Annotated in this window: 12 protein-coding genes; 8 read left to right on the forward strand and 4 right to left on the reverse strand. The window is 69.8% G+C overall.

From position 1 onward, the window contains the following. Both STRIP9103_RS22475 and STRIP9103_RS50060 read left to right on the forward strand, forming a co-directional pair. On the forward strand, positions 1 to 1227 hold a 1227-nt coding region (locus tag STRIP9103_RS22475; RefSeq protein WP_048820767.1), incomplete at its 5' end, for a VanW family protein. A gap of 248 nt (positions 1228 to 1475) precedes the next feature. After that, the gene (locus tag STRIP9103_RS50060; protein WP_009319493.1) at positions 1476 to 1889 is read left to right on the forward strand and encodes a saccharopine dehydrogenase family protein; all 414 of its coding nucleotides are present in this window, start codon (positions 1476 to 1478) and stop codon (positions 1887 to 1889) included. 200 nt (positions 1890 to 2089) lie between these two features. On the opposite strand, the gene STRIP9103_RS22485 is transcribed toward STRIP9103_RS50060, so the two are convergent. Continuing rightward, a complete protein-coding gene (locus STRIP9103_RS22485) occupies positions 2090 to 3211 on the reverse strand; it encodes an acyl-CoA dehydrogenase family protein (protein ID WP_009319495.1) in 1122 nt (373 codons plus the stop codon). A 329-nt stretch (positions 3212 to 3540) separates the two neighbouring features. Between STRIP9103_RS22485 and STRIP9103_RS22490 the strand changes: the two genes are divergently transcribed. After that, complete coding sequence (locus STRIP9103_RS22490) at positions 3541 to 5175, forward strand: helix-turn-helix domain-containing protein (RefSeq protein ID WP_048820769.1); 1635 nt, start codon at positions 3541 to 3543, stop codon at positions 5173 to 5175. 177 nt (positions 5176 to 5352) lie between these two features. Continuing rightward, on the forward strand, positions 5353 to 5727 hold the full coding sequence (locus STRIP9103_RS22495; RefSeq protein WP_009319486.1) for a hypothetical protein: 375 nt from the start codon (positions 5353 to 5355) through the stop codon (positions 5725 to 5727). 58 nt (positions 5728 to 5785) lie between these two features. Here STRIP9103_RS22495 and STRIP9103_RS22500 read toward each other — a convergent pair whose 3' ends face one another. Then, complete coding sequence (locus STRIP9103_RS22500) at positions 5786 to 6310, reverse strand: GtrA domain-containing protein (protein WP_048820770.1); 525 nt, start codon at positions 6308 to 6310, stop codon at positions 5786 to 5788. Between the two features lie 370 nt (positions 6311 to 6680). Continuing rightward, positions 6681 to 7280: a DUF998 domain-containing protein gene (locus STRIP9103_RS22505; protein ID WP_078614009.1), complete on the reverse strand. Its 600-nt coding sequence runs from the start codon at positions 7278 to 7280 to the stop codon at positions 6681 to 6683. Between the two features lie 305 nt (positions 7281 to 7585). Between STRIP9103_RS22505 and STRIP9103_RS22510 the strand changes: the two genes are divergently transcribed. From STRIP9103_RS22510 to polX, 3 genes are all read left to right on the forward strand, one after another. After that, positions 7586 to 8218: a BlaI/MecI/CopY family transcriptional regulator gene (locus STRIP9103_RS22510; protein ID WP_009319483.1), complete on the forward strand. Its 633-nt coding sequence runs from the start codon at positions 7586 to 7588 to the stop codon at positions 8216 to 8218. A 300-nt stretch (positions 8219 to 8518) separates the two neighbouring features. Further along, positions 8519 to 9373: a hypothetical protein gene (locus STRIP9103_RS22515; RefSeq protein ID WP_009319504.1), complete on the forward strand. Its 855-nt coding sequence runs from the start codon at positions 8519 to 8521 to the stop codon at positions 9371 to 9373. A 129-nt stretch (positions 9374 to 9502) separates the two neighbouring features. After that, positions 9503 to 11266, forward strand: a complete 1764-nt coding sequence (polX, locus tag STRIP9103_RS22520) for a DNA polymerase/3'-5' exonuclease PolX (RefSeq protein WP_009319497.1) — start codon at positions 9503 to 9505, stop codon at positions 11264 to 11266. Positions 11267 to 11440: 174 nt separating this feature from the next. On the opposite strand, the gene STRIP9103_RS22525 is transcribed toward polX, so the two are convergent. Beyond that, entirely contained in the window at positions 11441 to 12025 is a 585-nt protein-coding gene (locus STRIP9103_RS22525; RefSeq protein WP_009319499.1) for a dienelactone hydrolase family protein, read from the reverse strand. Between the two features lie 228 nt (positions 12026 to 12253). Here STRIP9103_RS22525 and STRIP9103_RS22530 point away from each other — a divergent pair, with 228 nt between their 5' ends. After that, on the forward strand, positions 12254 to 12562 hold the full coding sequence (locus STRIP9103_RS22530; RefSeq protein ID WP_234022268.1) for a hypothetical protein: 309 nt from the start codon (positions 12254 to 12256) through the stop codon (positions 12560 to 12562). Positions 12563 to 12598: the final 36 nt, after the last annotated feature.

Below are 12598 nucleotides of genomic sequence, written 5' to 3' on the forward strand. Positions count from 1 at the left end.
GTCAGGGAAGTCGCCCCGCGCCGGGGGTACGCGCTGGGCGTGGACGCGGCGGTGGGCACCCTGCGTATGTCGTTCCTGCGCGGCCAGACCGACTCGGTCACGGTCCTGCCCACCCGGGAGACCAACCCGAAGGTCACCGCGGACGAGGTGCGGCGGGCGGTGCGCGAGTTCGCGCGGCCGGCGATGTCGGCGCCGGTCACGCTCACGGCGGGCGGGAAGCGCTTCACGATCGACCAGGCCGTTCTGAGCGAGTACCTGACGATGCGGCCGGACGACACCGGCCGGCTGACACCGGAACTCGACGGCAAGGGCCTGCGCGCCGCCCCTGCGGTGGCCCGCCCCTTGGCCGACCTCACCACCAGGGCCGAGGACGCCAGACTGCGGCTCGACGGTGAGAACGTCGTGGTGACCGAGGACGGCAGACCTGGGCAGGAGGTCACCGACAAGGCGCTGGGCAAGGCCGTGATGCCGCTGCTCAGCAAGTCAGGCCCCGCCGCCCGCACCGGCGAGGTGGCCACGCGTCTGATCCAGCCCGAGGTGACCCGCGAGAACGCCGCGCGGTTGGGGCTGACGGAGAAGATGTCCTCCTTCACCGTGAACTTCGAACCCGCCCCCTACCGCACGAAGAACATCGGCCGGGCTGCGGAACTCATCAATGGCTCCGTCGTCATGCCGAACGAGACCTGGAGCTTCAACCGGACCGTCGGCGAGCGCACCGAGGCGAACGGCTTCGTCGAGGGCATCATGATCCTCGACGACCAGTTCACCAAGGCGTCCGGCGGTGGTGTCTCCACCGTGGCCACGACCGTCTTCAACGCGATGTTCTTCGCCGGCCTCAAGCCCGTGGAGTACGGCGCCCACTCCTTCTACATCGAGCGTTACCCGGAAGGCCGTGAGGCGACGGTCGCCTGGGGCAGCCTCGATCTCAGGTTCACCAACGACTCCGGCAACGCGATGTACATCCAGGCCGAGTCCACCGACACCTCCGTGACCATCAGCTTCCTCGGCACCAGGAAGTACGACGAGATCACGTCGGTCAAGGGACCGCGCACCAACATCGAGCAGCCGGAGCAGAAGATGGGCAGCGACAAGGATTGCGTGCCGCAGACTCCGCTCGAAGGCTTCGACGTCACCGTGGAACGTGTCTTCTACAACAACGGCGAGGAAGTGAAACGGGAACCCTTCCGCACGCACTACACCCCGCGTGACGAGATCACCTGCGCATGACACGCAGCGGTGCCGTGCCGGGCGCGCGGCGTGCTCGAAGCCGGCGCGGAGGGGACCGAGGGCAGCGGAAGCAGCGAGGAGGGGGCCGGGCACTCCGACGACGGCCACGCTCACTGAGCGATCGCCCCGGAGGCGACAGGCACCGGACTCCAGGGCCGGGAGCTGACACGCGGATGGCGATGTGTCAGCTCCCGCCGAGGTGCTGATGGGCGCTGCCTGGCCTGGAGACAAGCCCAGGCTCAGTGCACGTGCGGTCCGCCGGTGATCTGTGGCTTGCCGCGCGGTACGAGTCCCAGGGCCACCGCCGCGCTGACGACGGCCGCCACCGCACATACGGTGAACGCGTCGGCGAAACCGCCGACCTGGCCGCGTTCGAACCCTGCGGCCGGGACCCGTCGCGCGCAGAACCCCTCATCGCCTCGCTCCAGCACGGTGACGGAGCAACGGCCGTCAGCGCCGAGGCAGTCGACCTCTGGCCCGCCTCGCTGGACTCGTTCCTCAGCCACGGCCGGCTCGTCATCAACTGCGCGGGCCCGTCCTACCGCGTCCTGGACACGGTGACCCGAGCGGCCCTGCGCCACGGCTTGGACTACGTCGGCGCGGCGGGCGACGCCCCACTCCACCCCCGGCTGACCACACAGGGCGGCGGAGCCGATGCGTGAACGACCGCCGACCGCACCCGGTGATCTCCGCCGGAGCCCTCCCGGGCCTTTCCGGGCTCCTGCCCCGCGGCCTGGGAGGACGGGCGTATACGCGACCGCGCGCTGGAGCCACGGCGCGACCTGCGTCTCCCGGCCTTCCCCCAACCGGTGGCCACTTTTCCCTCCCTGACCACCGAGACGGACACAGGGTTTCCTGTCTGTCAGAGGTAGCCGGGGAAGGGCTGCACGCCCATCAGAACCGCGCCGGCGCCGTCGTACATACCTTCCTGGAGGAAGGCGTGCTGCGGCACCACCGAGGCGTCGCGCAGATAGCGCTGCATGGGGCTGCCGTCCGTGATGGCGGGGATGCCGGCGAGTTGGTAGGCGGCCCCTACCACTTCGAAGGAGGTCTTGGCGAGGTGGGCGGAGGCGAGCCGCAGCAGGCTGGCTTGTTCTGCGGTCACGGGGTCGCCGGCCTCGACCGTAGCCCAGACCTCCTCGGTGATCTCGTAGAAGAAGGCGCGGACGGACCGGAGTTGGGCCTCGGCCTGCCCGACTGCGACGCGGTAGGTGGCGCGTTCGGCGGGCTTGGGGGCGCCCGTGTAGCCGGAGCGCCCGCCCTGGGCGACGACGTGGTCGAGTGCCGCACGGGCGACGCCGAGGCCGACGACGGCCAGGACCTGTGCGGCGTACGGGACGCTCGGATAGCGGTAGAGCGGTTCGTCGACGGTGGGCGCGCCGCCCCGGACGAAGGTCCACTCCTGCGGTACGACCGCTCCGTCGACCAGCAGGTCGTGGCTACCGGTGCCGCGCAGGCCGATGACCTCCCAGTTTTCGGCGATCTCGACCTGGTCGGGACGCAGTACGGCGGTCAGCGGACGCCCGGTCTGGTCCTCGCCGACCTTGATGCCGACGCCGAGGACGTCCGCGCCCTTGCATCCGCTCGCGAACTTCCACCGGCCCGAGAGCCGGTAGCCGCCGTCCACGCGTTGGGCGGGCTGCACCGGGAACAGGCCACCCGCGAAGACCACGTCGGGCCCGGCGGCGTACAACTCGGCCTGGGTGTCCAGTGGGAGGGCCGCGAGATGGATCAGGGACGACCCGAAGCTGGCGACCCAGCCCGCCGAGCCGTCGACGACCGATATCCGCTCGATGACACGGAGGAATTCCCCCGGGGGCAGCGCATCGCCACCGAATCGCTTCGGGGTGCTCGCGCGATAGATGCCGGCCTTCTTGAACTCGGCGACGACATCGCGCGGTATGTGTCGCCGCTCCTCGAATTCCGCCCGCCGCTCCGCCACCAGAGCCAGCACACGGTCCAGTTCCGACGGCGTCCGCGTCATGAGGAATTCCCCTCGCATGTGCCAGGCGGTCTCTGCTTCCGCCTCGTCATGACGCCAAGTCTGCCAACCACGCCCGGATGATTTGCCGTTCGGCTGGCTGGAACGCACATCCTCCGCTTCGTAGGAGACCGACTCGGCGGCGGACGCCGGCAATCTCGATGCCGGGGTCACGCCGGCAATCCCGATGCCGGGGTTGCCGTGGCACGGAGCGCATGAACCGCGTCACACGGCCGGTCCCCCCGACCCAAGTGGCTGGAACCCTCGCTCCCGACGGTACGGCGGACTGGTCATGCTGGGTGGGGAGCCGGTGGTGGAAGCGGGGACCAGGCGTGGATCGGGGTGTCGGGGGCGAAGGCACGGCCGGCGTCGGCGGTGGGCCGAAGACGGCGTCGTGGAGCGTGCGGGCGGGATGGCTGCTGCGGGCGCATCGGATTCGGCACCAGGATGCGGCCGTACGCACCGGGGCGTCGTTCGCCGCTCTCCTCGGGGCGCGCGGGGGCGCGCCGGGTCCGGTCAGCGCGAGCACCGTCTCACGCTGGGAGAGCGGCAGGACTCCCGTGCCGTATGCGGCGGTGCGTCGCTATGAAGAGGTGCTGGGACTGCCCCCGTACCTGCTGCTGGCGGTGATCGAGACCATGGCCCGGTACCAAGGCGGTGCTGCCGCGGAGGCCTTCGCGGCCGATGCCGTGACCCACGTGTGCGCGGACGGGCGGCACACCCGGCGGGTGGATCTGTTGCTCGACAAGATCCTTGACGACGAGCAACTGACGAGTGGGGAGTGGGACGAGCTGACCGCGCGGCTGGTCAGCGGTCCTGTGCCCGTCTCGCCGGCGCGTGTCCGCAGGGCGGTGACCGAACGTCTGCTGGAGGAGACGCTGGTGTCGGCCGGGCTTCCGTGGATGCGCCGGTTCGAGGCACTGAGCCGGCTGCTCGCATCTCCCGCGTGGGCCGCGGACGCCGTGGCCGTGTGTGCGGACGTCGGATCCCAGACGAACCACGCCGCACTGATCGAGGCCGTCTGCGCGCTGGACGGCAGCGGGCACCCGGACGCGGCCCGGCACGTCCTGCGCCAGCTGCGCGACCCGACGAACGACGACAGCTTCCACGGCGCCCTGATGTCCTGCGTGCGCAAGGTACAGCGTAGGCACTTCGGCCCCGCGCAGTCGGTGGAGGTCCTGCACGTGGTGGGCGACGTGCTCCGCGACCCCTCCGCCCCGCCCGAGACCGCCGAGTTGGCCGCGGTCCTGCTGCCCCGGCTGCCCGCCCCACCCCGGTACGCGGCCGTGCTCGCGCGGGCCGCCGGCCGACGTGCCGAGACCCGGCACGTCGCCGCCCACGGGCTGCTGACCGACCCCGGCACGGCCCGAGTCGCCGTCGCCCGACTGCTCAGCCGCATGCCTGTGGCAGCCGACCCGTCGGCAGTGGTGGCGGTGTTGCGCGACATCGTCGACGACATCCTGCACCACCCCGTCTCGGACGTACGGCTCTACAACGCGATGCTGCTGCGCGCGAGTCCCTACCAGGCGCCGCTCGCTGCCGCGCTCGCCGCTGAACTGACGGTGTCCTCCACCCTGCGCTCGGAGCGCGCCGTGCCCATCCTGCACGCGCTCCGGGTCCTCGGTGGTCCTCAACAGCGTGCCGCCATAGCCCGGTTGACCATCGCCGAGGGTCTGCCCGCCGCTGTCGTCCGGGCGGCGATCCACGCGCTCGGCCACATCGGAGGACGCAGTCCTGAGCACTACTGGCGCACCGTGCTGCGCCGCCACACCGACCGGTGGGCTCTCACCGGCGCGGTCGGCGGGGAGGCGGAACTCAAACGGCTGGTCTACGCGTTCGGCATGGCCGGTGAACTCGGGCTGCTGGTCCGCCTGCTGCGCGAAGAAGCAGCCGCGGCGCCCGCCCGCGCCATGTCCGCGTGGTGGACCTCCCTGCCCCAGCACATCCGTGTCGGTGCCTTGGTCTGAGTCCGCGGTCGGCAGGAGGCCGGGCGAACCCCCGTGTACCACGCGGCGACGCCGACGGCCGGGTCCGTTGCACAGCTCGCCCGGTCGGTGCAACGCCTGCGGGCGAGAGGGCGGGGCGGGCCTACAAAGGGGATGCGGCACCGCCAACGGCGACCGCGAACACCGCTCAGCCGAGCGATGCCCTTCCTCACCTACGGCAAGGAGATGATCCTCATGCGCATACGCCTGGCCAACGGCCTCGTTGCCGCAGTCGCCGCCCTGTCCGGGCTGGCCGCCTCACCCGCGTCGGCCTGGACCGGCAGTTATGTCTCCTCCAACACCGGCTACGCCCACGTCCGCGGAGACGCGACGATGAACTCCGCGATCCTCGGAACAGCGCCCAACGGTCGCATGGTCGACATGATGTGCTGGAAGGACGGTCAGTGGGCCCAGGGCAACTACTGGACCAACCGCTGGTTCTACTCCACCGTCCAGTCCAACGGGACGAACAACTGGATCGGCTACGTGCACGCCTCGCTCGTCGCCAACCAGAAGACTGTGCCGCGCTGCTGAGCACGGTTTCCGGTCAGGGTGCCCCCGGCCCCGCGCGACGCGCCGCCTGACGGAACGGTCAGGCGGCGCGGCAGAGCACCGCTGGGTCGGCCGGTGCCGCGGCGCGGGCCGCGGTCGCCGGCACGGGAGCGGTGGTGCGGATGGTGGCCGCGGCCTGCGAGCGGTTCCGTGCGAAGACGACGAGGCGCAGCACCGCGAACCGCGCGACACCGGCGAGTGCGGAGGCGGACAGGTAGACGACCTGCTCCAGCACCGCACCGGGTGCCGCCACCAGCTGCTGCAGGACGAGCATCGCCGCGCAGGTCACCGCATACGCGGCCACCGCGGACCCGGCCGACTGCGCATGCTGGCGCCAGGTCGCGCGCCCACCCGCGCCGAAGGAGAAGCGGGCGTGCAACTCGGTGGCGAGGAGCGTGGACACCGCGGTGATCAGGGCGTTGGCCAGGCCCCAAGGAATCCAGGAGGCGAGGGCAGCCACGGCGAAGCTGGAGGCGAGCCCCACTCCCCCACCGCAGAGCACGAAGCGGCCGAAGGCAGTGAAGGTGCCGGGCACCGTCCGCCGCCGGCTCCGCGCCGTCTCCATGATCCGCCCCCACCGTGAGACGTTCGACCCCTTGTTTCTCATGTCGAAAACGCTACGTTGCATTCAGAATTCAGGCAACGATGTAGTTGCGATCGATCACAATAATCCCAGGCAGATTCCACAGAATCGTTGCAATGGATTTTGACCTAATGCAACGACCCTAACCTTGTTTGTTGCAATGGATGAACGTGAACGCCATACCGGAGACACCGTTCGGGGACCATGCTCGGCCCGGCAAGTCGACGCGGACCGCGGCGCTCATGCGGTCCGTCCACGCGAAACGCTCTTAGCGGTCGATGGGGGCCACCGGGACGGCCGCTTCTGCCGTCGGCTTCTTCCGCTCCCGGCCACGACCATGCGTCGGTCCTGGTCAATGCGGCGGCCCGTCGTTGCCGGGGTGACGGAGGCAGGAGGCTACGACGACGAAGGGCCACAGGGACTGAAGGGATGTCACAACGCGTTCAGCGACACCGGCGGCACTGTGAAGATGCATCTCGATCAGGAACCAGGCCGCTCCGACGCCCATCACGGCGGTCGCCGCCAGGGAGGGCCCGGGCCGCAGTCCCCATGGTGCCGCCCCGTTGCGATCGGCGGCCAGAACCGGCCACACCGCCAGGAGTGCGAAGCCGACCGCGGCGGCTGAACCGTGGCGCAGGGAGCCCCCACTGCTCGGCGCCGGGAGCAGAGCCACCACCAACGCCGACACTCCACCGCCGCCCAGCGCCACACGTCCGGCGAGCGCGGCTGCCCGTAGCCCCCAGGCGGTCAGCAGGTGACAGATACCCAGGGCGAGCAGCGCTCCGGTCATCACCCAGAATCCCGCTGCCCCGTAGGCCGCCAGGACGCTGATCGTCTGAGTAACAGGGTCATAGGCGGGCCCCTCGAGCAGCGCCGCGATCGTCCAGCCTCCGGCCAACAGGACAGGCGCGCACCCCGACGAAAGCAAGGCCCACCTGGGCACAAGTCGCACCGGTCCACCGTAAGTCGCTCCGGTACTCCATGCGGCGGCGCCGCGCCTACCGGGGCGTCGCCGCAACTCGAGTCGAGGTCGGACAGCGGTGAACGTCCAACAGCAGGTTGGCGCTGAGACGAGTTGCGTGGTGCGGTTGGCATGCTCTCTGTGTGCGTATCGTCAAAGAGCACCCATGTTCCACAGGAGCTGCCGCCGACACGAGAGATGTGATAGAGCAGCCAGACACATCCAGGTGCTGGTTTCGGCCAGGTGAGTAGCATCCGCCACTCACAGAGCATGCTCATCCGAAAGAAGGGATCACCATGTCCGAAGACACCTTGGACACGACCGACCTGAAGGCGCAATACACCGCCCAGGTAGCCGCGGACCTCGAACGCAACTCCAAAGAGCAGGAACGCATCGGTGCTGAGATCGCAGGCCTGCAAGAACAGTTGGAGGCGCTGCGCCGGGACCAGGCCGTGCTGATGAGCATGCAGGCAGCACTCGGCGGGCCGGGCGCAGCCACTGCCGGAGAGACAGCAACCGCGTCGGCGAAGACAGCGGCTGACAGCCCGGCCGCTGCGGTGCCCCCGCAAAAGACGGCCCTACCCCAGCCGCGTTCCCGCAAGAAGAGCCCGGTGAAGAAGAAGACCGCGGCAGACAGCGCGGCAGCGCAGACCGCCAAAACACCAACCTTGGGCGAGCTCATCCTCGAACAGCTCCGTCAGCACACCGAGCCGCGCTCTGCGGCGGAGGTCACCGCCACGCTCGCCCAGTCCCACCCCGAACGGCAGGCCAAGGCCAAGGTGGTACGCATGACCGTGGAGTCCTTGGTCGCCAAGGGCCTGGTCGAGCGCGCCAAACAGGGCAGGTCCGTCTTCTACACGGCAGCCGCCGCGCCGACCGCCGACTCCACACCGTCCACCGAGCCCACAACGGAGAACTCCGCAGAGTAGGACAGGCCGTAGAAGACAGCGGCAGCCGTGGGCACCGGCCTGTGGTGTCGACACCTCAGCCTGGAGATCGCGGCCTCCGTGACCCGTCTGCCTGCGGGCCTGCGAGCCCCCGGCCGGGGAGCCGTGTGTCGGGAACCCCCGCGCGGAAGTGCAGTTGCGCACGGACCGAGGTGACGGGGCGCGCCGTTGAAGCCCTGCCGCTGGAGGTGGTCGAGCGTGAGACCACTGTTTTGATGGGGAGGTGGGCGGTGTAGCGTCCGGGAAGCTGGTGATCAAGCCGTTCGGGGAGGGGCGGGGCGGGTGCGGGGGATCTGGGAGGAGACGCCGCGCGGGCTGCGTGCCGGGTGCGTGGCGCTGTGGGTGGTCGGCGTGGTGCTGCTCGGCCTGGGCTGGTGGGGGGATCACGCGGGGTTCTGGGCGGACAAGGCGTTCGTCACCAATGTCTTCTCGTCCCTGACGGCCGCGGCGTTCGGCGTCCCGCTGGCCCTGGTGGTCCTCAACCGGGTCGCCATGGCGCAGGCCGAGGCGGTGGAAGTACGGGCCGGACGGCGTCTGGCCGTGCGGATGGCCGGTGATTTCGCCGCGTCCGTGCCCCGGCTGGTCCCCGGGCACGCGACTCGTCTCGATGACGCGGCGGCCGGGCTGCTCGCTGTGGAGCGGACTGCTCAGGCGGCCCTCAAGGACTGGGAGCCGACCCGGGACGACGGCGCTCTTGCCGAGCTGAGGCAACAGCTCACCGAGGGGACGCTGGAACATGCCCTGGAGGAGTTCCGGGCCGCGATGCGTCCGGGCAGCCAGGCCGTGCCGGCGGTGGCGGAAGTGGCGGCGCACTGGTCATTTCTGAACACGACCGTCCGCAGCAGGCTGCTGGAGACCAGCGGGGCCTGGCTGAGTGCGCATCCGGCCGCCCAGATCGACGAGTACGTGTCCCGGCTGACGGCCGACCCCTATCTGGACGGCTGGCTGCGCGACCTGGACATCGCGCTGCGACGGTTCACCGGCGGCTCGGACATCTCCGGGGCGCTGCTGGAGCTGTGGCGTCAGCCGGAGATGGGATCGGAGGTCGCGGAGGCCCTGATCGGACTCGGCGCTCTGAGCCGGGAGGCCTGTGCCGTCCTCGCGCCAGCAGGTACCGGTACTGCCATCAATCGCTGAGGAACACCACGCGAGGCCATGCTCCTCCACCCCCAGGACGTGCTCACCAGAGCGGCCTTCGCCCCGCGCAGAGGCAGTCGGCGCCCGCCGAGGGGATTAAAACGGTGCCGGCCTGCTCACCCGGAAGACATGGCTCGGTCCAACGACGAGGTCGCCGCGCTGTTCGCCGAGTACGCGGACCTGATCTCGATCACCGGTGGAGAGGCGTACAAGGCACGCGTCTACGAGAAGGCCGCCCGCTCGGTGGGCGGCTACCACGCCGATGTGTCCACCCTCGACGTCAAGGGCCTCCAGGAGATCCCCAACGTCGGCAAGTCGATCGCCGAGAAGATCGTCGAGTACTTCCGCACCGGCAGCGTGTCCGCGGTCGAGGAAGTGCGTGCGAAGATCCCCGCAGGCGTCCGGCGGCTCACCGCCATCCCCACCCTCGGCCCGAAGAAGGCCTGCGTCCTGTACGAGGAGCTGGGCATCGCCTCGGTCGAGGAGCTGGCCGACGCCATCCACGAGGAGCGGCTGCGCGACCTGAAAGGCTTCGGGCCGAAGACGGAGGAGAACATCCTCCACGGCATCGAGCTCCTGCAGTCCTCCGGCGACCGCGTCCTGCTCGACGTCGCCATGGACCTCGCCGAGGACGTCGTCACCGAACTGTCCCGCGTCACCGGCTGCCGGAAGTGCACGTACGCCGGATCCCTGCGCCGGATCCGCGAGACCATCGGCGACATCGACGTCCTCGTGGCCGCCGAGAAGCCGGCCCCGCTGATGCGGGCGTTCACCGAGCTGCCGTATGTCTCGGAGGTCATCGCGCACGGCGAGAAGAAGACCTCGATCCGCACCACCAAGGGCCTCGCCGTCGACCTGCGGGTCGTACCGCCGGACTCCTGGGGCGCGGCGCTGCAGTACTTCACCGGCTCCAAGGCCCACAACATCCGCACCCGGGAACTGGCCCTGCACCAAAAGCTCAAGCTGTCCGAGTACGGGCTCTTCGACGCCGAGAGCGGGAAGAAGATCGTCTCCGAGACGGAGGAGGACGTGTACGCGCGGCTGGGCCTGCCCTGGATCCCGCCGGCACTGCGCGAGGACCGCGGTGAGATCGAGGCCGGGCTGCACGACGAACTACCCGACCTGATCCAGGAGCCGGACATCCGGGGCGACCTGCACACCCACACCGACCTCACCGACGGCCTCGCCCCGCTGGAGGAGATGGTCGCGGCGGCCTCCGAGCGCGGCTACGCCTACTACGCGATCACCGATCACGGCCCGAACCTGTACATGCAGCGGATGACCGACGAGCGGATGCTCGCCCAGCGCGAGCAGGTACGGAAGCTGGACGGCGCATACGGCAGGAAGCGCGGCAAGCAGGGCGGCATGCGGCTCCTGCACGGGGCGGAACTCAACATCGATCCCGACGGAGACGTGGACTGGCCCAAGGAGTTCCTGGCCGGCTTCGACCTGTGCGTGGCCTCGGTTCACTCGCACTTCAACCAGGGCCGCGAGGCACTGACCCGGCGGATCATCCGGGCCTGCGAGAACCCGTACATCAACATCATCGGCCACCCCACCGCCCGCATCATCAGCAAGCGGCCGGGCATCGACGCCGATCTCGACGCGATCTTCGCCGCCTGCGCGCGCACGGACACGGCCCTGGAGATCAACGCCCACCCGGACCGCCTGGATCTGCGCGACGAGGACATCCTGCGGGCCAGGCGGCACGGGGCGAAGTTCGCCGTCGACAGCGACGCCCACGCCGTCCTCCACCTGGCCAACCTGCGCTACGGCGTGGGAACGGCCCAGCGCGGCTGGCTCACCAAGGACGACGTGATCAACACCTGGACGGAGACACGGCTGCGGCGCTTCCTGCGCAAGGGACGGCCCGACCGGAAGACCCGGTCCTGACCGGCTGGTGACGCCGGGGAAACCGGTCACGCCGGGGAAGGGTCCTTTCCTGGGCACAGATCGACAGGAGGCGGTTGTCTCGCCGAGTCGTCGTCAGGTGCTCCAGGAGATCGCCGAGAAGACGACTCCCCCATCGTCTCCCCCGCTCAGTGTGGGGGACGGCTCGCGAGGATTTCACCGCTCCTTCGTCGTTGTCTGCCCGGCGTTCAGGTGCTCCTCGCACCATTCCCGGGCCTTCCGGGCGACGTGTTCCAACGCCCCGGGTTCCTGGAACAGATGGGCGGCGCCCGGCACGATGTGCAGCGTGTGCGGCGCCTGTAGCCGCTGCGCGGCCTCCTCGTTGAGCCGCAGCACCTCCCGGTCGTGGCCGCCGACCAGCAGCAGGACCGGAGCGCGCACCTGCTCCAAAGCGTCGCCTGCGAGGTCGGGGCGATCGCCGCGGGAGATCACGGCGAACACCTGCCGTGGCCGCTCGACGGCGGCCATCAGCGCTGCGCCGGTGCCGGCGCCGAAGAGAGCAATCGGCAGATCCCGGGTTTCGGCCTGCTCGGCCGGCCAGTCGATCGCGTCGACCAGGCGGCTCGCCGGCAGCGGGATGTCGAAGCGGTACTCGCCCGTGACCGCATCGTGCCGCTCCTCACGCTCAGTGAGCAGGTCCATGAGAAGCGTGCCAACTCCAGCGGTGCGCAGCTCGCCGGCGACCATGCGGTTGCGCGGACTGTGCCGAGAACTGCCGCTGCCGTGCGCGAACAGCACCACCGCCCGGGCCCCCTGTCGGCATCACGAGATCCCCCGCGAGCGCCGCGCCGCCGGCCGGCACCATGACCATCTCGGAGATCACCATCATCTTCTTCCTCGGGCATCCTCTTCTTCGGGCGCGACAGCCTTGGCATCCGCTGCTCCCGCGGTCCCTGTCGCGTACCCCTCCAGGAGAGGGCATCACGATCACGCACGTGTGAGCCCCCGGTCCGAGGTCGCGGAATTACCATGTTCGAGAGAGTCTTGTTCGTGGTCCCTGCGACAGACCCGGTCCGGGGATACCTCTCCACACCGTGGTACTCCTGCCGTCCGGGGGTGGACGTCATGAAAGTCGAACTGATCCAACGGGCCGCCGACGTGCTGTTCGACGTCCCGGACGGCATGCACGAGGAAATCATCACGCTCATCACGGCTGTCGCCGGGGACCGCAGGCCACAGGCCCCGGAGTTGGCCGCAGCCTTTGGTGAATGGTGCTGGCTTGTGTACACCGTCCAAGACGACGTGGTCGAAGTGCTGGACGTCGGTTGCGCCCGGTGACATCGACAGCGAGCCCGGCGAGCGACACACCGCGGT

Origin of the sequence: Streptomyces ipomoeae 91-03 (genome assembly GCF_000317595.1) — a bacterium.
Lineage (GTDB): Bacteria > Actinomycetota > Actinomycetes > Streptomycetales > Streptomycetaceae > Streptomyces > Streptomyces ipomoeae.

Coding starts and splice junctions, on each gene's coding strand:
- STRIP9103_RS22485 (WP_009319495.1), bottom strand. CDS start 3,211: ATGACGCGGACGCCGTCGGAACTGGACCGTGTGCTGGCTCTGGTGGCG.
- STRIP9103_RS22495 (WP_009319486.1), top strand. CDS start 5,353: ATGCCCTTCCTCACCTACGGCAAGGAGATGATCCTCATGCGCATACGC.
- STRIP9103_RS22500 (WP_048820770.1), bottom strand. CDS start 6,310: ATGGAGACGGCGCGGAGCCGGCGGCGGACGGTGCCCGGCACCTTCACT.
- STRIP9103_RS22510 (WP_009319483.1), top strand. CDS start 7,586: ATGTCCGAAGACACCTTGGACACGACCGACCTGAAGGCGCAATACACC.
- polX (WP_009319497.1), top strand. CDS start 9,503: ATGGCTCGGTCCAACGACGAGGTCGCCGCGCTGTTCGCCGAGTACGCG.
- STRIP9103_RS22530 (WP_234022268.1), top strand. CDS start 12,254: ATGTTCGAGAGAGTCTTGTTCGTGGTCCCTGCGACAGACCCGGTCCGG.